25 protein-coding genes are annotated in these 22,787 nt (G+C 63.3%); 16 read left to right on the forward strand and 9 right to left on the reverse strand.

Features of this window, described 5'->3' with window-relative positions; all coding sequences use genetic code 11:
* Window positions 1-99: 99 nt before the first annotated feature.
* The gene (locus ACU688_RS11165; protein ID WP_003210638.1) at window positions 100-429 is read right to left on the reverse strand and encodes an EscU/YscU/HrcU family type III secretion system export apparatus switch protein; all 330 of its coding nucleotides are present in this window, start codon (window positions 427-429) and stop codon (window positions 100-102) included.
* On the reverse strand, window positions 426-2,000 hold the full coding sequence (gene fliK / locus ACU688_RS11170) for a flagellar hook-length control protein FliK (RefSeq protein WP_448184737.1): 1,575 nt from the start codon (window positions 1,998-2,000) through the stop codon (window positions 426-428). Before fliK ends, ACU688_RS11165 begins: the two co-directional genes overlap by 4 nt.
* Before the next feature lie 200 nt (window positions 2,001-2,200).
* Between fliK and ccmA the strand changes: the two genes are divergently transcribed.
* The 12 genes from ccmA (at window position 2,201) to phnN (ending at window position 10,989) form a co-directional block, all read left to right on the forward strand.
* Window positions 2,201-2,836 carry a cytochrome c biogenesis heme-transporting ATPase CcmA gene (gene ccmA / locus ACU688_RS11175; protein ID WP_448184738.1) on the forward strand — a complete coding sequence of 212 codons (636 nt, stop codon included), beginning with the start codon at window positions 2,201-2,203 and terminating at the stop codon, window positions 2,834-2,836.
* A complete protein-coding gene (gene ccmB, locus ACU688_RS11180) occupies window positions 2,833-3,501 on the forward strand; it encodes a heme exporter protein CcmB (protein WP_017734375.1) in 669 nt (222 codons plus the stop codon). The genes ccmA and ccmB overlap by 4 nt, the downstream gene beginning before the upstream one ends.
* Before the next feature lie 78 nt (window positions 3,502-3,579).
* A complete protein-coding gene (locus ACU688_RS11185) occupies window positions 3,580-4,335 on the forward strand; it encodes a heme ABC transporter permease (RefSeq protein ID WP_124525352.1) in 756 nt (251 codons plus the stop codon).
* Window positions 4,332-4,508: a heme exporter protein CcmD gene (ccmD, locus tag ACU688_RS11190; protein WP_003172771.1), complete on the forward strand. Its 177-nt coding sequence runs from the start codon at window positions 4,332-4,334 to the stop codon at window positions 4,506-4,508. The genes ACU688_RS11185 and ccmD overlap by 4 nt, the downstream gene beginning before the upstream one ends.
* Window positions 4,505-4,960 (forward strand): cytochrome c maturation protein CcmE, encoded by a 456-nt coding sequence (gene ccmE / locus ACU688_RS11195; protein ID WP_026136470.1) that lies wholly within the window; start codon window positions 4,505-4,507, stop codon window positions 4,958-4,960. Before ccmD ends, ccmE begins: the two co-directional genes overlap by 4 nt.
* A 3-nt stretch (window positions 4,961-4,963) precedes the next feature.
* A complete protein-coding gene (locus tag ACU688_RS11200; protein ID WP_448184739.1) occupies window positions 4,964-6,952 on the forward strand; it encodes a heme lyase CcmF/NrfE family subunit in 1,989 nt (662 codons plus the stop codon).
* On the forward strand, window positions 6,949-7,485 hold the full coding sequence (locus ACU688_RS11205) for a DsbE family thiol:disulfide interchange protein (protein WP_017734371.1): 537 nt from the start codon (window positions 6,949-6,951) through the stop codon (window positions 7,483-7,485). The genes ACU688_RS11200 and ACU688_RS11205 overlap by 4 nt, the downstream gene beginning before the upstream one ends.
* A complete protein-coding gene (locus ACU688_RS11210) occupies window positions 7,482-7,955 on the forward strand; it encodes a cytochrome c-type biogenesis protein (protein ID WP_017734370.1) in 474 nt (157 codons plus the stop codon). The genes ACU688_RS11205 and ACU688_RS11210 overlap by 4 nt, the downstream gene beginning before the upstream one ends.
* The gene (gene ccmI, locus ACU688_RS11215; protein ID WP_448184740.1) at window positions 7,948-9,132 is read left to right on the forward strand and encodes a c-type cytochrome biogenesis protein CcmI; all 1,185 of its coding nucleotides are present in this window, start codon (window positions 7,948-7,950) and stop codon (window positions 9,130-9,132) included. Before ACU688_RS11210 ends, ccmI begins: the two co-directional genes overlap by 8 nt.
* A 16-nt stretch (window positions 9,133-9,148) precedes the next feature.
* Window positions 9,149-9,547, forward strand: a complete 399-nt coding sequence (locus ACU688_RS11220; RefSeq protein WP_207041444.1) for an RAD23 family protein — start codon at window positions 9,149-9,151, stop codon at window positions 9,545-9,547.
* Window positions 9,548-9,748: 201 nt separating this feature from the next.
* Window positions 9,749-10,330 (forward strand): histidine phosphatase family protein, encoded by a 582-nt coding sequence (locus ACU688_RS11225; RefSeq protein ID WP_448184741.1) that lies wholly within the window; start codon window positions 9,749-9,751, stop codon window positions 10,328-10,330.
* Between the two features lie 50 nt (window positions 10,331-10,380).
* A complete protein-coding gene (gene phnN, locus ACU688_RS11230) occupies window positions 10,381-10,989 on the forward strand; it encodes a phosphonate metabolism protein/1,5-bisphosphokinase (PRPP-forming) PhnN (RefSeq protein ID WP_448184742.1) in 609 nt (202 codons plus the stop codon).
* 63 nt (window positions 10,990-11,052) lie between these two features.
* Here phnN and ACU688_RS11235 read toward each other — a convergent pair whose 3' ends face one another.
* Entirely contained in the window at window positions 11,053-11,739 is a 687-nt protein-coding gene (locus ACU688_RS11235) for an ArsR/SmtB family transcription factor (protein WP_448184743.1), read from the reverse strand.
* Between the two features lie 76 nt (window positions 11,740-11,815).
* On the opposite strand from ACU688_RS11235, the gene ACU688_RS11240 reads away from it, so the two are divergent.
* Together ACU688_RS11240 and ACU688_RS11245 are read left to right on the forward strand one after the other, a co-directional pair.
* Complete coding sequence (locus ACU688_RS11240; protein WP_448184744.1) at window positions 11,816-12,943, forward strand: cytochrome P450; 1,128 nt, start codon at window positions 11,816-11,818, stop codon at window positions 12,941-12,943.
* A 148-nt stretch (window positions 12,944-13,091) separates the two neighbouring features.
* Window positions 13,092-13,496: a type II toxin-antitoxin system HicB family antitoxin gene (locus tag ACU688_RS11245; protein WP_448184745.1), complete on the forward strand. Its 405-nt coding sequence runs from the start codon at window positions 13,092-13,094 to the stop codon at window positions 13,494-13,496.
* Between the two features lie 10 nt (window positions 13,497-13,506).
* On the opposite strand, the gene ACU688_RS11250 is transcribed toward ACU688_RS11245, so the two are convergent.
* Window positions 13,507-14,703: an MFS transporter gene (locus ACU688_RS11250; RefSeq protein ID WP_448184746.1), complete on the reverse strand. Its 1,197-nt coding sequence runs from the start codon at window positions 14,701-14,703 to the stop codon at window positions 13,507-13,509.
* Window positions 14,704-14,876: 173 nt separating this feature from the next.
* Here ACU688_RS11250 and ACU688_RS11255 point away from each other — a divergent pair, with 173 nt between their 5' ends.
* Together ACU688_RS11255 and ACU688_RS11260 are read left to right on the forward strand one after the other, a co-directional pair.
* Window positions 14,877-15,491, forward strand: a complete 615-nt coding sequence (locus ACU688_RS11255; protein ID WP_448184747.1) for a DUF5666 domain-containing protein — start codon at window positions 14,877-14,879, stop codon at window positions 15,489-15,491.
* 124 nt (window positions 15,492-15,615) lie between these two features.
* Window positions 15,616-16,977 (forward strand): hypothetical protein, encoded by a 1,362-nt coding sequence (locus tag ACU688_RS11260; protein WP_448184748.1) that lies wholly within the window; start codon window positions 15,616-15,618, stop codon window positions 16,975-16,977.
* 44 nt (window positions 16,978-17,021) lie between these two features.
* Here ACU688_RS11260 and ACU688_RS11265 read toward each other — a convergent pair whose 3' ends face one another.
* From ACU688_RS11265 to ACU688_RS11285, 5 genes are all read right to left on the reverse strand, one after another.
* Entirely contained in the window at window positions 17,022-18,026 is a 1,005-nt protein-coding gene (locus ACU688_RS11265; RefSeq protein WP_124525340.1) for a sulfate ABC transporter substrate-binding protein, read from the reverse strand.
* Window positions 18,027-18,131: 105 nt separating this feature from the next.
* On the reverse strand, window positions 18,132-18,956 hold the full coding sequence (locus tag ACU688_RS11270) for an ion transporter (RefSeq protein ID WP_448184749.1): 825 nt from the start codon (window positions 18,954-18,956) through the stop codon (window positions 18,132-18,134).
* Between the two features lie 31 nt (window positions 18,957-18,987).
* On the reverse strand, window positions 18,988-19,851 hold the full coding sequence (locus tag ACU688_RS11275; RefSeq protein WP_448184750.1) for an urea transporter: 864 nt from the start codon (window positions 19,849-19,851) through the stop codon (window positions 18,988-18,990).
* A gap of 137 nt (window positions 19,852-19,988) precedes the next feature.
* Window positions 19,989-21,404 (reverse strand): pyruvate kinase, encoded by a 1,416-nt coding sequence (gene pyk / locus ACU688_RS11280; RefSeq protein WP_017734355.1) that lies wholly within the window; start codon window positions 21,402-21,404, stop codon window positions 19,989-19,991.
* Window positions 21,394-22,674: a glycerate kinase type-2 family protein gene (locus ACU688_RS11285; RefSeq protein WP_448184751.1), complete on the reverse strand. Its 1,281-nt coding sequence runs from the start codon at window positions 22,672-22,674 to the stop codon at window positions 21,394-21,396. The genes pyk and ACU688_RS11285 overlap by 11 nt, the downstream gene beginning before the upstream one ends.
* Window positions 22,675-22,787 lie beyond the last annotated feature (113 nt).

The following is a 22,787-nucleotide window of genomic DNA, read 5'->3' on the forward strand; positions in this document are numbered from 1 at the left end:
GGCTTGCCTGCGATAGCGGCGGATCAGCTTGCCCATTTGGCACAGGCCCACCGCTATCGCAGGCAAGCCAGCTCCCACATTTGAATCCCTGTAGGTCTGTTAGTAATCGTCACCGCGCTCGGTAACATCCCGCTCCACCGGCCCCGCATCCGGGTCATACCCCACCGGGAACTTGCCCTTCAACGTCCAGGCAAACGCAATGATCTCCGCCACCGTGCGGTACAACTCCTCCGGGATGCTGTCCCCCAGCTCCATGCGCGCCAGCAGTTTCACCAACTCGGCATTTTCATAGATCGGTACTTCATTTTCCCGCGCCAGCTTGAGGATCGCCTCGGCCAATGCATCGTCGCCCTTGGCCGTCAGGGTTGGCGCTTGCTGGCCGTCGTACTTGAGGGCAATCGCCTGGCGCGGCGGGTTGGGGTTCTTCATGCGGTTTCATCCACCCAGCGTTGTTCGAGTCCGGTTTTCGGCCCGCGTGGCGGGGTGCCGAGGTGGCAGTCGAGGTCGCCGACGTTGATGCCCGAGGTCACCAGCCGTTCGCGCAGGTTGCCCAGGTGGCTTTCGATCAGGCTCGCGGTGAAGGGCCGGCTGGCCCACAGCTGGCTCGACAGTTTGCCCTGGTTCAATTGCGCCTGAACCTGCAACGGCCCCAGCGGCTCCATGTCGAAGGCCAGTTCGACGCGCCAGAGCATTTGCTTGGGGTCTTTCTTGTCCTTGCGTTCCGGCTGGTCCTTGTCCGGCGCCGGTTCTTCACGCTGGAACTTGACCTGCAACGGCACGATGTCTTGCAGGGTGCGCAGGGGGATTTCCAGCTGCCAGGTGGTTTGCAGGCGGCCATCGGCGGTGGTGCCGGTCTGTTCCAGGCTCGACAGCTGGTGGCTCTGCAAGCGCGAGATGGCGCCAGCGGCCAGGCGCAGGAGGTTTTCCAGGTCGCCTTCGCCTTCCAGTTTTGCCATCAGCCGCTCGGGCAAGGGAAAACCCACGGGGGTCTGGCGCGCGCTGACCTGGCCGAGGGTGTTCAGCGGGCTGCGTACGAAGTTGGGCAGCACCTGGGCCAGGGTGTTGGCGGCCAGGATCGCATTCAGATTGGTGCTGGTGGGCAGGGCCGGCAGCAGGTCGGCGACCAGGCGCAGCAAGGCGCCTTTCATGTCCAGCGGCGGGATCTGCGGGTTCTGCCCGGCGAGCAGCTTGGCTTCGAGAAACGCGCCGCTGTTCTGGATCACTTGGGCGAGGATTTTCGGGTTGCTGACCTGCGCCAGGTCGGGCAGGGCGGCCAGCAGGCGGTCGGCGGCGGCGCGCAGTTCGGCGGAGGTGCCGCCCCGTGGCAGGTTCTGCAAGGCGGTGAACACTGCATCCAGCGAGCCTTGGCGGCTTTGTTGGGTAGCCAGTTGCTGGGTGATCGCCAGTTGATCCTTGAGCCCGCTCAGCGGCACGAAATTCAAGGTCTGTGCGTTCTGCACCACGGCGCTGAGCAAGCTGCCGACCCGCAGCGGCTGCGGGCTTTCCAGGGTCAGCGTGGCGCCGGCCAGGGCGTTGTTGAGCACGGTCACCAGTGAGCGGTAGATCGCCGGTTGCGCCGTGCCCTGGGGCAGCATCTGGGTGGTCAGCACCTTGGCTTGCAACAGCGTGCCTTCGGGAATCTTGCTGGTGTCGATGCGGGTCAGGGCGGCCACATTGGCGCTCAACGCTTGTTGCAGGCTGAGGGTCAGGTTGCCGGCGGGCGTTTGGCTTACCGCGACATTGCTGCCCAGGGGCAAGGGCTGCGCACTGCTGGCTTGCACCAGGGTCTGGCGGCCGCTTTCCAGGGTCAGCTTGAGCAGCAGCTGAAAGGCTTCACCGCCTTGTTTCAGGGCGATGACCTCGGCGTTCACGGTTTTTCCCGGGGTGATCAAGCCGATCTGCGGTTCCAGCAGTTTCAGCAATTCACCGGTGGCGGGCGCAGGGCTGGGCCCGGTCGCCGGTGCAGGTGGAAGCGTAGGAAGGTTGATCTCACCGGTCATCGCGCGCGCCGTCTTGAAGGAAATTGCCCTCTTTAGAGTAGGGCATCGCATGTATAATGCGGCCCGTCTGCAAAGAGAGCGCTAAAAACCTCACAACTATTTGATCCAGCTCTCTAAAATCGGTCGCCGAAGCCGTTATTGTGCACTTCTCTTTAACGGCCGCTGCACCGCCGACTTGAACCGTAAAGGCCCGCGATCTTTTGACCAGCCCTCTTCTAGAAGCCGTAGCGCTCTCCTGTGAACGCGACCTGCGCCTGCTGTTCGAGCACCTCGAACTGCGGCTGACGGGCGGCGACATGGTGCAAATCAGCGGCCCCAACGGCAGCGGCAAGACCAGTTTGCTGCGCCTGCTGGCCGGGTTGATGCAACCGACGGCGGGAGAGGTGCGGCTCAACGGCCAACCCCTCAACGAACAACGCACCGAGCTTGCGCGCAACCTGATCTGGATCGGCCACGCTGCCGGCATCAAGGACGTGCTCACCGCCGAAGAAAACCTCAGTTGGCTCAGCGCCCTGCATCATCCCGCGACCCGTGACGCCATCTGGCAGGCCCTCGCCGCCGTTGGCCTCAAGGGTTTTGAAGACGTGCCTTGCCACACCCTGTCTGCCGGCCAGCAGCGCCGCGTGGCCCTGGCCCGCTTGTATCTGCCGGGGCCGCCGCTGTGGATTCTCGACGAACCCTTCACCGCCCTCGACAAACAAGGCGTCGCCCAGTTGGAAGCACACCTGGCCCAGCATTGTGAGAAGGGCGGTTTGGTCGTCCTCACCACCCACCACACCCTGAGCCGCCTGCCCGCCGGTTACCGCGACCTCGATCTGGGACGGTGGTCAGCATGAGTGTCTTCGCCCTGTTGGTGGCCCGCGAAGCACGACTGTTGTGCCGGCGCCCGGCCGAGCTGGCCAACCCGCTGGTGTTCTTCGCCATCGTCATCGCCTTGTTCCCGTTGGCGGTCGGTCCCGAGACTAAACTGTTGCAAACCTTGTCTCCGGGACTGGTGTGGGTGGCGGCGCTTTTGTCCGTGTTGCTCTCGCTGGACGGGCTGTTTCGCAGTGATTTCGAGGACGGTTCCCTGGAGCAGTGGGTCCTTTCGTCGCACCCCCTGCCACTACTGGTCCTGGCCAAGGTACTGGCACACTGGGCTTTTTCCGGCCTGGCGCTGGTCTTGCTTTCGCCGTTGCTGGCGATGATGCTCGGCCTGCCCACTGAATGCCTGCCGATCCTCCTGCTGAGCCTGTTGCTCGGTACGCCGGTCCTCAGCTTGCTGGGGGCGGTGGGCGCGGCGTTGACCGTGGGTTTGAAGCGCGGCGGCCTGTTGCTGGCCCTGCTGATTCTGCCTTTGTATATCCCGGTGTTGATCCTCGGTAGCGGTGCGTTGCAAGCCGCGCTGATGGGCATGCCGGCGACCGGTTACCTCTTGTGGCTTGGCAGCCTGACCGCCCTGGCGGTAACCCTGACACCCTTTGCTATAGCGGCCGGCCTGAAGATCAGCGTCGGCGAATAATGAGGTCTGGCTAAGCATTAGCCAGTAAAGACCCTAAGCTTTTCGCATCGACGAAAAGCACCCGTGATGGAAACAGCAATGAACTGGACCTGGTTTCACAAGCTCGGCTCGCCCAAATGGTTCTACGGCATCAGTGGCAAGCTGCTGCCGTGGTTGAGCATCGCCGCCGTGTTGCTGATCGGCATCGGCCTGGTCTGGGGCCTGGCCTTCGCGCCGCCGGACTACCAGCAAGGCAACAGCTTTCGCATCATCTATATCCATGTGCCCGCTGCGATGCTGGCCCAGTCCTGCTACGTGATGCTGGCGGTGTGCGGCATCGTCGGCCTGGTGTGGAAGATGAAACTCGCCGACGTCGCCCTGCAATGCGCCGCACCGATCGGCGCGTGGATGACCGCCGTGGCGCTGGTCACCGGCGCCATCTGGGGCAAGCCGACCTGGGGCTCGTGGTGGGTGTGGGATGCGCGACTAACGTCCATGCTGATCCTGCTGTTCCTGTACTTCGGTCTGATTGCCTTGGGCAACGCCATCAGTAATCGTGACAGCGCCGCCAAGGCCTGCGCGGTGCTGGCCATTGTCGGTGTGATCAACATCCCGATCATCAAATACTCGGTGGAGTGGTGGAACACCCTGCACCAGGGCGCCACCTTCACCCTCACCGAAAAACCGGCGATGCCCGTGGAAATGTGGGCGCCGCTGTTGTTGATGGTGCTGGGGTTCTACTGCTTCTTTGGCGCCGTGCTGCTGCTGCGCATGCGCCTTGAAGTGCTCAAGCGCGAAGCCCGCGCCAGTTGGGTCAAGGCCGAAGTGCAACACAGCCTGGGAGCGCGCGGATGAGTTTTGCTTCGTTCAGTGATTTTCTCGCCATGGGCCACCACGGCCTGTACGTCTGGACGGCCTATGGCATCTGCCTGGCAGTGCTGGCCCTCAACGTTGCCGCGCCGATCCTGGCGCGCAAGCGTTACCTGCAACAAGAGGCGCGTCGTCTGCGCCGGGAGACCGAAAAGTGAATCCGCTGCGTAGAAAGCGTCTGTTGATCATTCTTGCCATCCTGGCCGGCGTCGGCATTGCCGTGGCCCTGGCCTTGAGCGCCCTGCAACAGAACATCAACCTGTTTTACACCCCGACCCAGATCGCCAACGGCGAAGCACCGCTGGACACGCGCATCCGCGCCGGCGGCATGGTCGAGGCCGGCTCCTTGAAGCGTTCCGGCGATTCCCTCGACGTCACCTTCGTGGTCACCGACTTCAGCAAGTCGGTGACCATCAGCTACCGCGGGATCCTCCCGGACCTGTTCCGCGAAGGCCAGGGCATCGTCGCCCTGGGCAAGCTCAACGCCGACGGCGTGGTGGTGGCCGATGAAGTGCTGGCCAAGCACGATGAAAAATACATGCCGCCTGAGGTGACCAAAGCCCTCAAGGACAGCGGCCAGTCCGCCCCCACCCCCGCCAAGGAGGGTTGAGTCATGAACGCCGCTTTGTTTATTCCCGAACTCGGCCAGTTGGCGATGATCCTCGCCCTGTGCTTTGCCATCGTGCAAGCCGTGGTGCCGTTGCTCGGCGCCTGGCGCGGCGACCGCCTGTGGATGAGCCTGGCGCAGCCGGCTGCCTGGGGCCAGTTTGCCTTCCTGCTGTTCGCGTTTGGCTGCCTGACCTACGCCTTTATGACCGACGACTTTTCCGTCAGCTATGTGGCGAATAACTCCAACACCGCCTTGCCCTGGTACTACAAGTTCAGCGCCGTGTGGGGTGCCCACGAAGGTTCGTTGCTGTTGTGGGCGTTGATCCTCGGCGGCTGGACCTTCGCCGTGTCGGTGTTCTCGCGCCAACTGCCGCAAGTCATGCTGGCCCGGGTGCTGGCGGTGATGGGCATGATCAGCATCGGTTTCCTGCTGTTCCTGATCATGACCTCCAACCCGTTCAGCCGCATCCTGCCGCAGATTCCCACCAACGGGCACGACCTCAACCCGCTGCTGCAAGACATCGGCCTGATCGTGCACCCGCCAATGCTCTACATGGGTTACGTGGGTTTCTCGGTGGCCTTCGCCTTCGCCATCGCCGCCTTGCTCGGCGGGCGCCTGGATGCGGCCTGGGCGCGCTGGTCGCGGCCGTGGACCATCGTCGCCTGGGCCTTCCTCGGCATTGGCATCACCCTCGGTTCGTGGTGGGCCTATTACGAACTCGGCTGGGGTGGCTGGTGGTTCTGGGACCCGGTGGAAAACGCGTCCTTCATGCCGTGGCTGGTGGGTACGGCGTTGATTCACTCGCTGGCCGTGACCGAAAAACGTGGCGTGTTCAAGAGCTGGACCGTGCTGCTGGCCATCGCGGCGTTTTCCCTCAGCCTGCTCGGCACTTTCCTCGTGCGTTCGGGCGTGCTGACCTCGGTGCATGCGTTTGCTTCCGACCCGGCGCGGGGCATTTTCATCCTGATCTTCCTGCTGTTTGTGGTCGGTGGTTCCCTGACCCTGTTCGCCCTGCGCGCGCCGGTGGTCAAGAGCCAGGTCGGCTTCAACCTGTGGTCGCGGGAGACCTTGCTGCTGGGCAATAACCTGGTGCTGGTAGTGGCCGCGTCGATGATCCTGCTCGGCACCCTGTACCCGCTGGTGCTGGATGCGCTGAGCGGCGCCAAACTGTCCGTCGGCCCGCCGTATTTCAACGCGTTGTTTATCCCTTTGATGGGCCTGTTGATGGTGGTGATGGCGGTTGGCGTGCTGGTGCGCTGGAAAGACACCCCGGTGAAATGGCTGGCGGGCATGTTGATGCCGGTATTGCTCGGCAGCGTGGCCCTGGCGGTGATCGCCGGTTTTGCCTACGGCGACTTCAACTGGGCGGTGCTCGCCACCTTCCTGCTCGCCGCCTGGGTATTGCTGGCGGGTGTGCGTGACATCTTCGACAAGACCCGCCACAAAGGTTTGATCAAAGGTTTGCCAGGCCTGACCCGCAGCTACTGGGGCATGCAGATCGCCCACATCGGCATCGCCGTGTGCGCCCTCGGCGTGGTGCTGTCCAGCCAGAACAGCGCCGAGCGCGACCTGCGCCTGGCGCCGGGCGAGTCCATGGACCTCGCCGGTTACCACTTCATCTTTGAAGGTGCCAAGCACTTCGAAGGGCCGAACTTCACGTCAGACAAAGGCACTGTGCGCGTAGTGCGTAACGGCAAGGAAGTGGCGGTGCTGCACCCGGAAAAACGCCTGTACACCGTGCAGAGTTCGATGATGACCGAAGCCGGCATCGACGCCGGATTCACCCGTGATCTCTACGTGGCCCTCGGTGAACCGCTGGGCGACGGCGCCTGGGCGGTGCGTGTGCATGTGAAGCCGTTTGTGCGCTGGATCTGGTTCGGCGGCCTGCTCACCGGTTTCGGTGGTTTGCTGGCGGCGCTGGATCGGCGTTATCGGGTCAAGGTCAAGAGCCGGGTGCGTGAAGCCCTCGGTCTGCAGGGAGCGGCGGTATGAAACGTTGGTTGATGGCGATCCCCCTGATCGTGTTTTTGCTGGGTGCGGTGGTCTTGTATCGCGGCCTGTACCTGGACCCGTCCGAGCTGCCTTCGGCGATGATCGGCAAGCCGTTCCCGGCGTTCAGCCTGCCCACCGTGCAGGGCGACAAAACCCTGACCCAGGCCGACCTGCTGGGCAAGCCGGCGCTGGTCAACGTGTGGGGCACCTGGTGTATCTCCTGCCGCGTCGAACACCCGGTGCTCAACAAGCTGGCCGAGAAGGGCGTGGTGATCTACGGCATCAACTACAAGGACGACAACGCCGCCGCCTTGAAGTGGCTGGCGGAGTTTCACAACCCGTACCAGCTGGATATCCGCGATGAGGACGGCAACCTCGGCCTCAACCTCGGCGTGTACGGCGCCCCGGAAACCTTCTTTATCGATGCCAAGGGCGTGATCCGCGACAAGTACGTCGGCGTGATCGACGAAGTGGTGTGGCGCGAGCAACTGGCCGCCAAGTACCAGGCGCTGGTCGATGAGGCCAAGCCATGAAGCGTCTGTTAGCCGCTGCGGTATTGGCGCTGGGCTTGGCCGGTGTGGCCCACGCCGCCATCGACACCTACGAATTTGCCAACGACGCCGAGCGCGAGCGTTTCCGCGACTTGACCAAGGAACTGCGCTGCCCCAAGTGCCAGAACCAGGACATCGCCGACTCCAACGCGCCCATCGCCACCGACCTGCGCCGCGAGATCTTCCGCATGTTGGGGGAGGGCAAGGACAACCAGCAGATCATCGACTTCATGGTCGACCGCTACGGTGACTTCGTGCGCTACAAACCGGCGCTCACCGGCAAGACCGCGCTGCTCTGGTTCGGCCCCGCCGGGCTGTTGCTGAGCGGCGTGGTGGTGATGGCCGTGATCATCCGCCGGCGCCGCGCCGCACCGACTGACGGCTCCGACGCGCTGTCCCCCGAAGAGCGTAAACGCCTCGACCAATTGCTGGACACCAAGACTGATGATTGATTTCTGGCTCGCAGCCGGCTTGCTGCTTCTGATTGCCCTGAGTTTCCTGTTGATCCCCGTACTGCGCGGCCGCCGTGCCCAGCGTGAGGAGGATCGCACCGCGTTGAACGTGGCGCTGTACCAAGAACGCGTCGCCGAGCTGCAAGTGCAGCAGGACGAAGGTGTGCTCAATGCCGCCCAACTCGACACCGGCCGCGCCGAAGCCGCGCGCGAATTGCTCGCCGACACCGAAGGCGTTGAAAAACCCCGCGAGTCGCGCCTGGGCAAACCGCTGCCGTTGCTCGCCGCGTTCCTGGTGCCGGTGTTGGGCGTGAGCCTGTACCTGCATTTCGGCGCCAGCGACAAGGTCGAACTGACCCGCGAATTCTCCCAGCCGCCGGTGTCCATGGAAGACATGACCCAGCGCCTGGAACGCGCCGCCATCGCCCAGCCGGACTCGCCGGAAGGCCTGTACTTCCTCGGTCGCGCCTACATGGCCCAGGACCGCGCGGCGGATGCGGCCAAGGTCTTCGAACGTGCCGCGGCCCTGGCCGGGCGCCAGCCGGAACTGCTCGGCCAGTGGGCCCAGGCGCAGTACTTTGCCGACAACAAACAGTGGTCGCCCAAGGTTCAAGCGCTGACCGATGAAGCGCTGAAGCTCGATCCCAAGGAAGTCACCAGCCTCGGCCTGCTGGGCATCGCCGCCTTTGAAGGCCAGCGCTACCAGGAAGCGATCGACTACTGGAGCCGCCTGCTGGCGCAACTGCCGGCTGAAGATGGCTCCCGCGCCGCCCTGCAAGGCGGCATCGACCGCGCCGCCGACAAGCTCAAAGAGAGCGGTGGCAGCGTCGCGCAAAAAGCCTTGCTCAAGGTTCGCGTGGACCTGGCGCCGGACGTGAAGGCCAAAGCCCTGCCAGGCGACAGCGTGTTCATCTTCGCCCGCGCCGTGTCCGGCCCGCCGGCACCGTTGGCGGCCAAGCGCGTTACCGTCGCCGAACTGCCGATCACCGTCGAGCTGGGCGATGCCGACGCAATGATGCCGCAGTTGAAACTGTCGAACTTCCCCGAAGTCCAACTGGTTGCGCGCATATCCCGGGCCGGTCTTCCGACCGCTGGCGAGTGGATCGGCCGCAGCCAACCCTTGGCCAGCACCACCACTGCGTTGCAGCAGCTGACCATCGACAGTCCGGACAAGTAATTTCGAGGAAACGCCCATGACCGCATTCGCACGTATCACCCTGCTCAGCCTGGTATTGGGCCTGAGTGCTTGTGCGGTCCACCGGCCACCTCCGGCACCGACCGGCCCGACCATCCCACCGTCGGGCCCGGCGACCCAGCCGAGTACCAGGCCCAGCACCCCGGTGACCGCGCCGCCGAAAAAACCGGTGCCGACCTCATCGCCGACCTTCGCCCCACCACCGGGTGCGGCGAGTCACTGGGATGGCAACATGAAGGTCTACGTGCTGGAAGACCAGCCCGACACCTTCTACCGCCAGCGTACGTATTACCGTTGGAGCAACGGCTGGAGCCGCTCCATCAGCCCGAACGGGCCGTGGGAAGAAACCAACGTGCAGGGCGTGCCGCCGGGGTTGAGCAAAAAGTACGCGCAATGACAAAAAGGCGACCTTAGAAAGGTCGCCTTTTTCATGCTTTTGAAACACTCTCTCCCGTTCAATAAAGATCCACTGTGGGAGCCGGGCTTGCCCGCGATGGCGGTGTATCAGGCGCCGAATTCATTGCAGGCACACCGCCATCGCAGGCAAGCCAGCTCCCACAGGGTTCTCATTCACCCACAGAACCGCGAGATGGACCTCATGCACCTACACGTCGTACGCCACGGCGAAACCTGGGCCAACGCCGAGCAACGCTACCTAGGCGCGCTGGATCCTGAGTTGACCGAACGCGGTCGTGAGCAAGCCTTTTCCCTCAGCCAAAATCTACCCACCGGCATCGACGCACTGATCGTCTCCCCACGCTTGCGCGCCCAGCAAACCGCGCAGATCCTGAACCAGGCGTTGCACCTTGAACCCGTGACCATGGACAGCTTTCGCGAACGCGATGTGGGCGTATTCGAGGGCCTGACCCAAGCGCAAGCCAAGGCGCAGTATCCACTGCTGTGGGCGCAGAACATCACCCGGCAATGGGCGGTCGGGCCCACGGGCGGCGAGTCGATTGCCGAGGTGGTCAGCCGTGTACACCAAGGCTTGGCCGAACTGGCGGCACGTTATCCTTCGGGCACGGTGTTGCTGGTGGCCCATGGTTTCGTGGCCAAGGTGATCCGTGGATTGGCGCGTGGGGACTTTGCGGATTTTTATGACTGGCAACTGAAGAACGGCGAGCGGCTGATGCTGGAAAATTTCCACCCCGTGGCACTGCCCACCGGTGCGCTGCTGTAAAGTGGCCGCCGCCGGCGGGCTGACCGGCAACAGGTAAAGAGGGTGTGTGGATGGCAGGCAGGTTGATCTATCTCATCGGCCCATCGGGTTCGGGCAAGGACAGCCTGTTGGATGCCGCGCGACCACGCCTGGCCGAGCGCGGCTGCCGGATTGTGCGGCGCGTCATCACCCGTTCGGCGGAGTCAGTGGGCGAGGCCGCGCAAGGCGTGAGCCCGGCGCAGTTTGCCGCGATGGACGCCGAGGGCGCGTTTGCCCTGAGTTGGCAGGCGAATGGGTTGTCCTACGGCATTCCCAAGGAAATCGACGACTGGCTGGCAGCCGGCGACGACGTGCTGGTCAATGGCTCCCGCGCGCACCTGGCGCAGACCCGCGCGCGTTATCCGACGTTGCTGGTGTTGTTGCTGACGGTGGATCAGGCGGTGTTGCGCCAGCGCTTGATTGCGCGTGGGCGTGAATCGTTGGCGGACATTGAGGCGCGCCTGGCGCGGAATGCGCAGTTCACGGCAGAGCTGATCGCCGGCAATGCGTCGGGGTTGTTTGTGCTGGATAACTCCGGGCCGCTGGAGCATACGGTCGAGCGGCTGTTGTGTTGCCTGGACAACGCCACCGATTCATGTGGGAGCTGGCTTGCCTGCGATGGCGGTACTCCACCCAACTAAGGTGTGGGCTGATACACCGCTATCGCAGGCAAGCCAGCTCCCACAGTTTGATATTTTTCGCGGTTACACCTGTATTCCAAATCGCGTTACCAGTGCCTTGCAGCCCTTGGGCGTCAGCCCCAGAGCGCGGCTATCCAGATCCTGCGTCACCCATTCCTTGCGAATCGCACTGTTGAGCAGCGCCGCGCCCAACGCGCCGGCCAGGTGGGGGCGGCGCATGCTCCAGTCCAGGCAGGCACAGGCAAAACGCCGGCGTTGGGCGTGCAGGGCAGGCAGATCAATCCCGAGTTCGAGCATGGCTTTTTCGCCGCTGGGGCTGAGCTGGTATGTCCCGTCGCCTACCAGCCAACCGGCTGCGATGAAGTGGTCATGCAACTGCACCGCCAGCGTCCCGGCCATGTGGTCGTAACACGTACGCGCGAACTGCAAGCGGCTTGGCGTGTTCGGCACAAACGCCTTGGCGCTCTGGCGGCTGATCACCATCAACCCTTCAATGGCCTGGGCGATGTGCGGGCCCGCGAGGCTGTAATAGCGATGGCGGCCCTGGGTGTGGAGCTGGATCAGCCCATCGTCCTTGAGCCGCGCCAGATGGGCGCTGGCGGTGGACGCACTGACTTGGGCAATCGCCGCCATTTCGGTGCTGGTGCGCGCATGGCCGTCCATCAGCGCGCAGAGCATTTTCGTACGCGCAGGTTCGGCAATCGCCCCGGCGACTTGTGAGAGGGCGGCGTCTTCGTCGTGGCCATTCATATTTCGTTCCTGAGCGAATCGTTGCCGAGCGGGAGCGCGGATAGTAACGGTTCTTCATGAGGACAGGATGTGCTGAATGACACCGCTGCAAGCTGCGACCCATGCTGATCCCTACGCCTACTACGCCGGTTTGCGCCGCCATGACGGCTTGCTGTTCGACGCCGACCTGGGGCTGTGGATCGCGAGCCGTGCGAAGACGGTCGAGGCGGTGTTGGCCCATCCCGACTGCCGCGTTCGGCCCCTGCATGAGCCGGTGCCGGCCGCGATTGCGCAACACGCCGCGGGCCAGGTATTTGCGCAGCTGATGCGCATGAACGAAGGCGCTGCCCATCGCTGCCCACGTGCCGCCATCGAGCCTGCGCTGGCGGCTGTTAGCGCGCAGCAGGTCGCGGGCGCCGTGCAGCACCTCAGCGCTGATGCCACTCAGTGGGACGACTGGATGTTCCGCTTGCCGGTGTCAGTGATTGCCCACTTGCTCGGTGTGCCCGGCGATCAGTTGCGTGTGATCGCCGAGTTGACGCGGGATTTTGTCGCTTGCCTCTCACCGTTGAGTGACGAAGCGCAACTGCGCAACGCCGACCTCGGCGCTTCGCAGTTGCGGCAGATGTTCAGCAAGGTGCTCGAAGAGACGGCGCTGCTGGCCGCCATCCGCAACGGTGAATGGGTGGGTGCAGACGTGTTGAATGCCAACCTGATCGGCCTGTTGTCGCAGACCTGCGAAGCCACTGCCGGCCTGATCGGCAATACGCTGGTGACGCTCGCCCGGCGGCCCGACCTGCTGGAGCAGGTGCAACGCACACCGACATTGGCGATGGCGCTGCTGGAGGAGGTGGCACGCTACGACGCACCAGTGCAAAACACCCGGCGATTTGTCGCGCAGCGCTGCACGATTGGCGACCAGGTCCTGGAAGTGGGCGATGCGATTCTGGTGCTTCTGGCGTCGGCCAACCGGGACGGCGATGCCAACCCGGAGCCCGACAGCTTCCTGCTTGAGCGCCCGCAGCGGCGAACGTTCAGCTTTGGTTGGGGCCGGCATCAGTGCCCCGGCCAGCAGCTTGCGCTGACCCTGGCGTCACAGGTGATTCTGGCGTGGTTGCAGCGGCAGCCGGCCTTGCCTGTGTCGTTCAGCTATTGGCCGTCGCTGAATGGTCGCATTCCTCGGTTTCTCCACGCAGCGCCAGGCTCACACGTTGTGAACGTGTAGCTTTTCAACATTCAGTAAAACAGCCGTCATTCAGTCTTGTGCATTTTGTGCTTAATTATAGATAACCCTAGGGTTATCTATTTCTGGCCCGTGCGAGCAAGCAATATCCGCAAACGTGCCGACCTCTTTAGTTTCAAGGAGAGCATTCATGCAATACCCAATCTGTATCGAATGGGGCGATGACTTCACCGCCACCGGTATTCAGATCCCCGATATTCCAGGCGCCGTCACGGCCGGGGACAGTTTTGAAGAGGCGTACAACGCCGCCGTGGAAGTTGCCCACATCCTGCTGCAAGAGATCGCCGCCGAGGGCGGGCCGATTCCGATGCCCACTTCGGTGGCCAATCATCACGCCCACGAAGACTACGCAGGTATGGGCTGGGGCATGTTGGAGCTGGACATCTCGCCCTATCTGGGCAAGACCGAGAAGGTCAATGTGACCTTGCCCGGTTATGTCATCCAGCGTATCGACCGCTATGTGCGTGAGCACAAGGTCAAAAGCCGCTCGTCATTCCTGGCGGATGCGGCTTTGGAGAAGTTGGTGCGTTCCTGAGGTCATGCGTCTACGCGGCTACCGGGGCAGCTTCGCGGGGAACACTCAAGAACCGCAACAACGCCACCAGCGGGAACGCGCTGCCCACCAGCATCACACCCAGCCAGCCGCCGTGTTCATACACACTGCTGGCAATCGCCGAGCCGAAGGCGCCGCCGATGAAGATGCTGGTCATGTACAGCGCGTTCAGGCGGCTGCGGCTGTTGGCGTCGAGGGCGTAGATGGCGCGTTGGCCGAGCACCATGTTCATCTGCACACAGAAGTCCAGCACCACGCCGGTGACGGCCAGGCCGATCACGCTGTACAGCGGGTGGACGAAGGCCGGCAGAAAGCTCAATGCGGCAAACAGCATGGCCAGCAGCGAAGCGCGGTGGGTGTGGCCCGCATCCGCCAGGCGCCCGGCGATGGGCGCGGCGATGGCACCGAGGGCACCGACCAGGGCAAACAGGGCGATCTCGCTCTGGCTCAGGCCGTGATTGCGCGCCAGTTCCAGCGGTGCGGCGGTCCAGAACAGGCTGAACGTGGCGAACATGCCACCCTGGTAGAACGCCCGTTGGCGCAGCACCGGTTGCTTGCGCAGCAAGGTGCCGAGGGAGCGCAGCAGTTGGCCGTAGGTGGCGCTGTGGTCAGGCTGGCGCTTGGGGATGGTGATCAGCAGGACCACGCTGATAAACGCCATCAACCCAGCCGCAGCCATGAACATCGCGCGCCAGCCGAAGTGGTCCGCCACCACGCTGGACACCGGCCGCGCCAGCAGGATGCCAAGCAACAGGCCGCCCATGATGCTGCCGACCACCCGGCCACGGGACTCCGCCGGCGCCAGGTGCGCGGCCAGCGGGATGAGGATCTGCACCGACACCGAGCTGAAGCCGATCAGCAACGACACCAGCAGGAACAGGTTCGGCTGCTGGATAAACGCCGCACCGAGCAGGCTGGCGATGGCAAGCACGGTGGTGCTGATCATCAGCTTGCGGTTTTCCAGCAAGTCGCCCAGGGGCACCAGGAAAAACAGGCCGAGGGCGTAGCCGATTTGCGTCAGCGACACGATCAGGCTGGCCATGGCCGGTGTGAGGCCGATGTCCGGGGCGATCAGCTCGATGATCGGCTGCGCGTAGTAGATGTTGGCAACGATGGCGCCGCAGCAAAACGCAAACAGCATCACCATCCCGCGGGTCATCGTGCTTGAAGCGTGTGGGGTTGCGTTCATGGTGGTCTCATAAAAGCGAAGGAAGATGGCGTGCGAGAGTAAAGACAAGGCCCTTGGGGCAGAAGGCCGCTGGCGGTGATAACACTCATGCCGCAAATTAATGACTGAATCGTTAACTTTTGCCGCGAACGGCGATGATACATTCAGACACAACTGCCGAAACAGGAAATCCCATGAAGATCACGCTGAACAAGATGCTCCTGGCTTCAACCCTCGCCGCCGCCATGGCCGTGGGCTTGGCCCACGCTGCCGAAGCGCCGCGCGTGGGCGTACGCGGTGCCATCACCGCCATCGACGGTGACGCGATGCACGTCAAGGTCAACAGCGGCGAAGACGTCACTGTGCTGTTGACCCCGGCCACCCAGGTGCGCGCCGTCACCTTGGCCAAGATCGATGAAATCAAGCCGGGCAGCTACATCGGTTCCGCTGCCATGCCCAATGCCGACGGCAGCCTGACTGCGCTGGAAGTGCACGTGTTCCCGCCGGCCATGGCCGGCACCGGCGACGGGCATCGAGCGTTTGATTTGAAGGAAGGCAGCAGCATGACCAACGGCACCGTGGGTGACCTGGTGGTGAGCAACGGGCGCACGCTGACGGTGAAGTACAAGGGCGGCGAGCAGAAGATCGTGGTGCCGGAGGATGTGCCGATCGTCAACCTGGAGCCAGGGGATCGCAGCTTGCTTCAGCCGGGGGTGAAAGTGGTGCTGTTTGCGGCGAAGGGCGCAGATGGGACTATCACGGCCCAGGCAATTTCGGCAGGCAAGGATGGGGTGACACCGCCGATGTGAAGGCTTTTCCGTATAGGCCGATTCCGACGCTGTTATAGGGCGCGTCTGGCAAGACCGCATGACGTATCCGCTCTAGATTCGACGCCTGCACCTTTACAGGCTGAATCAGGATGGGAGCGTCATCATGCGGATGATCGGGATGTTGTTGCTGTGGACGTTTGTGCCGGCAATCACGGCTGTCGCTGAACAAAAACTTACGACGATCAGTAACGAGGCCTACGTCGAACGGATGGCCGCCGCCAGCGCCGTCGCTTGGCCAAAGTTGGCGACAATGGAGCGCTTGAAGCGGCAGACCGGATTCTATGCTGAGGCGCAAATTCTGGTTTACGACGGTACGGCCGCCTGGTTGATCGATGCAAACGGCTACAGAGCGATTGCCGTGGAACCGGTGCAAGCGCTTGGCTTGTCATCGGACTACAAGACCTTTCAACAGCTGTCGTGGGACGGTCGCCCGACGGTCTACATGGGGTTGGGCCAGGAGTTGCCTGAGCAAGAGGCGCAACACCTGCTCAGCAATCCCGCCGCCGTACCCGAGTTGTTTGCACTGGCAACCCATGAAGCCTTTCATTTTTTTGCGCAGAAGGGTTGGCAACTGCCTTCGGGCTCGCGCTCCGCGCGCTACCCTGAACAGGCGTTGCCCCGTCAGTATCGGCAGCACCTGATCAGCGCCTTTTATGCCTCACTACAAGGCGATGCCGACGCGCTGGGCAAGGCGCGCTACTGGCATGACCGTTGGCAGGCCGAGTTCCCCCAGGAGGCGCAAGACATCCACTTTTACGACATTGTTGAAGGCACCGCCGAATACATTGAGGGGCTCGCCCGGCAGTTCGCGAGTGGTGCCCCGGACACGTCTGAAGCGTGGGCGCACAGTGTGCGGACGCGCTTCCCGGAGGCTGCGGTGTTGTCGTTGGACGGTGAAAGCTATGCATTGGGTGCCTTGGCCATTTATCTGCTTGAAGGCAAGGATGCGTCGGGGTGGCAGGCGATCATCGAGGGGCAGGCGCCAGCGCAACGCTTGTTGGCGTCCGTTGCGCAAAGGGTCGATGTGCCGGACGCGAGGCTCAATCATCGAATCGCAGAGGATGTGGAAGCGCGCAACCGACATCTGGCACCGGCCATCGACCCTGTTGTCAGCCAGTTGCAGGATGCCGCTACCCTACGTCTGTTGGTGCCGATGGCGGCGGTTGCGGGTTCCATCGGCATGAGCGGCAGCTACCAGGTGGAACACATGCCCGAAGAGTTTTTCGTGGGTTTGATGGCGCGGTTTTCGCCGTCGGGAGGCCATGTCACAGTCGACGGAGCGACAGTTGCGCTGGCGGTCAGCAAGTCCTGCGGCGAGGAGAGCGGGTTTTTGGTGGTGCCGTTCGCTGCGGGGGAGTTTCCGGACCGGCAGGCTAGGCGTCTGCAACTGAAACGGCAGGGGATGGAGATCGACGTACCTTTTCCCGAAAAAGGTGATGGCAATGTCTGGTGTGTCCGTGCATAAAAGTAAAAGCCCCTGGATTCAGGGGCTTTTAGCTGATTCAGGGCTTATTGACCGCTGTAGATCTGGTCAAACACCCCACCATCATTGAAGTGGGTTTTCTGCACGGTGCGCCAGTCACCAAAGGTCTTCTCCACCGACAGGAAGTCGACTTTCGGGAAGCGGTCGGTGTACTTGGCCAGCACTTTCGGGTCACGTGGACGCAGGTAGTTGTTGGCCGCGATTTCCTGGCCTTCTGCCGACCACAGGTACTTCAAGTAGTCTTCGGCAGCCGCGCGGGTGCCTTTCTTCTCGACCACTTTGTCGACCACCGACACCGGTGGCTCGGCTTCGGCGGAGACGCTCGGGTAGATCACTTCGAACTGGTCGCGGCCGAATTCACGGGCGATCATTTCTGCTTCGTTCTCGAACGTCACCAGCACGTCGCCGATCTGGTTGGTCATGAACGTGGTGGTGGCGGCACGGCCACCGGTATCTAGCACCGGCGCTTGCTTGAACAGCTTGCCGACAAAGGCCTTGGCCTTGTTTTCGTCGCCGCCGTTTTTCAGTACATAACCCCAGGCCGACAGGTAGGTGTAGCGGCCGTTACCCGAGGTTTTCGGGTTGGGCACGATCACTTGCACGCCATCTTTCAACAGGTCTGGCCAGTCTTTCAGGGCTTTCGGGTTGCCTTTGCGCACGATGAATACGGTGGCGGAGGTGAACGGTGCGCTGTTGTTCGGCAGGCGCGTGACCCAGTTGTCCGGCACCAGTTTGCCGTTGTCCACCAGGGCGTTGATGTCGGTGGCCATGTTCATGGTGATCACGTCAGCCGGCAGGCCGTCGATCACCGAGCGCGCTTGTTTGCTTGAGCCGCCGAAGGACATTTGCAAGGTCAGCTTGTCGTTCGGGTGCTCGGCGTCCCAGTGCTTCTGGAACGCGGCGTTGTAGTCCTTGTAGAAATCGCGCATCACGTCGTAGGAGACGTTAAGCAGTGTCACGGGGGCAGCCTGGACGGCGCCCGCCAGGGCAAGGCCGGCGGCCAGTAGGGAGGCGCTAACGAGTTTTTTCACTGCTCATTCCTTGTTGTTCGAGAAGGTGACGGTGTAAATGACGGCAATTTGCCAGCGACTATAGCCGGGCCTGCATAGACGTTTAAAGATTAAAACGCACTTTGCTTATTCCACTTTATGAAAAAGATTACTCCCACAGCGCGAGCAGAATGCAGCGTTGGGCTCGTGGCTGTTTTTCTTGCACACCGGGCAGTCGTGTTGCAGCTGCTCACCGCGCATGGCACTGGCCAGTTCGGCAGTGAAAATCCCGGTGGGCACGGCGATGATCGAATAACCGGTGATCATCACCAGCGATGAAATCACCTGGCCCAAGGGCGTCTTCGGCACGATATCGCCAAAGCCCACGGTGGTCAGGGTGACGATGGCCCAGTAGATGCCTTTGGGAATGCTGGTAAAGCCGTGTTCAGGGCCTTCGATCACGTACATCAGGGTGCCGAACACCGTCACCAGGGTGCACACGCTGACCAGGAACACCACGATCTTCTGCTTGCTGCCGCGCAGCGCCGCCATCAGGTAGTTGGCCTGCTTGAGGTACGGGCTGAGCTTGAGCACGCGGAAGATGCGCAGCATGCGGATGATGCGGATGATCAGCAGGTACTGCGCATCGCTGTAATACAGGGCGAGGATGCCCGGCACGATGGCCAGCAAGTCCACCAGCCCATAAAAACTGAAGGCATACCGCAACGGCTTGGGCGAGCAATACAGCCGCAGCCCGTACTCGATGGCGAAGATGATGGTGAAGCCCCACTCGATGTACGCCAGCACGTCGGCGTAGTTCTGGTGCACCTCGTCGATGCTGTCGAGCATCACGATCACCAGGCTGGCGAGGATGATCAGCAACAAGATGCCGTCAAAGCGTCTTCCTGCGTTGGTGTCGGTCTGGAAAATCATGACGTAGAGCCGTTGGCGCCAGTCGTTGTTGCTGTCCATAAAGCCCGCCTGAATCAGATGTCGAGCAAGCCTAGGGGGATTCGAAGGGGCTGTCCATGCGGGGTTTCTGAAGCAGGCGAACACCGGCGCGCACCAGCCAGCAGGCGAGGATAAAGGGCGCGGTCAACGCCGGCAGATGCAGGGCGGTGAAGGCGGGCGTGAGGAGGATCGCCAGGGCGATACCGAGCAGGGGCAGCCAGGGTTGGCGGCGCGCTTGGCTCAGGGCCAATGCGGCCAGCGCCGGGTTGTAACTGTGCAGGCCGAGGAGGGCGCCGGAGGGCTCGCCCAGCAGCAGCGCGACCAGCACGCCGAGGCTGGCGCCGAGCAAGGCCCACAGGGCGGCACGCCGGTTGGCCAGCCACAGGCCGAGGGCAATCAATACGCCAGCCGCCGGTTGGTCCAGCAACATGATTTGTGCGAGCCCGGTAAAGGGCGCGGCAATGACGGCGAGGCTATCCGGCTCGGTCAGGACAAGGGCGCCTGGCGGCACGGTGCCCAGCAGCAACCAACCCAGGCCCACGAAGGGCGCTGTGTAGGGCGGCAAGGTCGTCTGTTTCAGCCATTGTCGCGTGAGCATCGCCGCCAGCCCACCGCTCGCGAGGATCAGCGGCGGCAACAAGGCCGACCAGGCGAAGTGCTGGCTGATCAACAAGCCCAGCAACACACCGTTATAGCTATAGAGCCCGGCCTGGCGCTCGGCCTTGGGATAGCCCCGGCGCTGGGCCGTGAGCAAACCCGCCACGCCACCGAGCAACGCCCCGCCGAACAAGGCCGGGGCGCCGATCAGGATGGCCAGCAGGCACAGCAGGCCGCACAGTGGCTGGCGCTGCAGGAATATCTGGCTGAAGCCGTTGAGCAGGGCTTCGGCCCAGTCGGGGCAAGTTGGGTTATGCATAGGGGTAAGTCAGTTAGACCGAGTTGCCCTTATCGCAGGCAAGCCAGCTCCCACACTTGATTGGGTTCACACATTCATAAGCGTGAATACAGCCCAATGTGGGAGCGGGCTTGCCCGCGATGAGGCCCGAACAGACGCTAAATCAACGTCTCTATACGCAGGGAGTTGGTCGACCCCGGCTGCCCAAACGGCACCCCCGCAGTAATCACCAACGTATCGCCGCGCTGCGCCATGCCCTGGGCCTGGGCGATCTCCAGCGCCGTCGAGCACACCTCGTCCACTTGGCGCAGCCGGTCATTGACCACCGAGTGCACCCCCCACGCCACGCTCAAGCGCCGCGCCGTGGACAGGTTCGGCGTGAGGTTGAGGATCGGCGCCACCGGCCGTTCCCGTGCCGCGCGCAGGCTGGAGCTGCCGGACTCGCTGTAGTTGACCAGCACCGCCACCGGCAGGATGTTGCTGATCCGTCGGATCGCGCAGCTGATGGCATCCGACACCGTGGCATCCGCCTTCGGCCGGCTCACATCCAGTTGCGCCTGGTAATCCGGGCCGCTCTCCACTTGGCGGATGATCTTGCTCATCATCTGCACGGCTTCCAGCGGGTACTCGCCCGACGCGGTTTCCGCCGACAACATCACCGCATCCGCGCCTTCGGCCACGGCGTTGGCAACATCAGTGACCTCGGCACGGGTCGGCGCCGGGGAGAAGCGCATGGATTCGAGCATCTGCGTGGCCACCACCACCGGCTTACCGAGCTGGCGGCAGACGCTGATGATGTCTTTCTGGATCTGCGGCACGCTCTCGGCCGGCACTTCCACGCCCAGATCCCCTCTGGCCACCATGATCGCGTCGCTCAGCTCGGCGATTTCTTGCAAGCGCTGCACGGCCGATGGCTTCTCGATCTTGGCCATCAAAAACGCCTTGTCGCCGATCAGTTCGCGGGCTTCGCGGATGTCTTCCGGGCGCTGCACGAACGACAGCGCCACCCAGTCCACGCCGAGTTCCAGGCCAAAGCTCAAGTCGCGCCGATCCTTGGCGGTCAAGGGGCTCAGTTCCAGCAAGGCTTGTGGGACGTTCACGCCTTTGCGATCAGACAATTCGCCGCCATTCAGCACGGTGGTGTCGATGGCCTCGGCGTGTTTGGTGATGACCCGCAGGCGCAGCTTGCCGTCGTCCAGCAACAGGTCCATGCCGGGTTCCAGTGCTGCGATGATTTCCGGGTGCGGCAGGTTGACCCGGCACTGGTCGCCCGGGGTCGGGTCCAGGTCCAGGCGCAGGGCCTGGCCGCGCACCAGTTGCACCTTGCCCTCGGCAAAACGGCCGACGCGCAGCTTCGGCCCTTGCAGGTCCATGAGAATGCCCAGCGGGTAGTTCAGCTGGCGCTCCACTTGGCGAATCCACTGGTAGCGCTGGGCGTGGTCGGCATGGTCGCCGTGGCTGAAGTTGAGGCGGAAGATATTCACCCCGGCTTCCACCAGCTCGCGGATGTCGTCGATGCCGTCGGTGGCGGGGCCCAGGGTGGCGAGGATTTTGACCTTCTTGTCAGGCGTCATGTTTGGCAGTCTCAAGAATCAGGATGGCGCGGAAGTCGTTGACGTTGGTGCGCGTCGGTTCGGTGACGATCAACCCGTCGAGGGCGGCGAAGTAGCCGTAGCCATTGTTGTTGTCCAACTCGTCGCTGGCCGACAGGCCCAGGGCTTCGGCGCGCGCATAGCTGCATGGGGTCATGATCGCGCCGGCGTTGTCTTCGGAGCCGTCGATGCCGTCGGTGTCGCCGGCCAGCGCATATACGCCCGGCAGGCCCTTGAGGCTGTCGGTGAGGCTCAGCAGGAATTCCGCGTTGCGCCCGCCACGGCCATTGCCGCGCACGGTGACGGTGGTTTCACCGCCGGAGAGGATCACGCACGGCGCCGCCAGCGGCTGGCCGTGTTGCACGATCTGCCGCGCAATGCCGGCGTGCACCTTGGCGACGTCCCGCGCTTCGCCTTCGAGGTCGCCCAGGATCAGCGGGCTGAACCCGGCCTGGCGGACTTTCACGGCCACGGCTTCGAGGGATTGCTGCGGGCGGGCGATCAGCTGGAAGTGGCTGCGGGCGAGCGCCGGGTCGCCGGGCTTGACGGTTTCCGAGGCGGGGTTCTGCAACCAGCTGCGCACGGCGGCGGGGGCGTCGATGTTGTAGCGTTTGAGGATCGCCAGGGCCTGGGCCGAGGTGCTCGGGTCGCCGACGGTGGGGCCGGAGGCGATCACCGTGGCCTGGTCGCCCGGCACATCGGAAATCGCGTAGGTGTACACCGTCGCGGGCCAGGCGGCTTTCGCCAGGCGGCCGCCCTTGATCGCCGAGAGGTGCTTGCGCACGCAATTCATCTCGCCAATGGTGGCGCCGGATTTGAGCAGGGCTTTGTTGATGGTTTGCTTGTCGGCCAGGGTGATGCCTTCGGCCGGTAGGGCCAGCAGGGCCGAGCCACCGCCGGAGAGCAGGAAGATCACGCGGTCGTCTTCGCCGAGGTTGCTGATCAGTGCCAGCACGCGCTTGGCCACGGCCAGGCCGGCGGCATCGGGCACGGGGTGGGCGGCTTCGACCACTTCGATTTTCTTGCAGGGGGCGCCATGGCCGTAGCGGGTCACCACCAGGCCAGAGACTTCGCCTTGCCAGCAGTTTTCGACGACGAGGGCCATGGCGGCGGCGGCCTTGCCGGCGCCGATCACGATCACCCGGCCGCTGCGGTCGGCGGGCAGGTAGGGTTCAAGGACTTGCCGGGGGTGGGCGGCGTCGATGGCTGTGGCAAACAGCTCGCGAAGCAGGTGTTGCGGATCGACCGACATAAGCGGGCTCCCGGGGGATTCTTGTTATTAGATTCGAGACTTGGAACTGGGACCAAAATGTGGGAGCTGGCTTGTGTGGGAGCTGGCTTGCCTGCGATGCAAACACCTCGGTG

The sequence above is a fragment of the Pseudomonas acericola (SeqCode) genome, assembly GCF_053456465.1.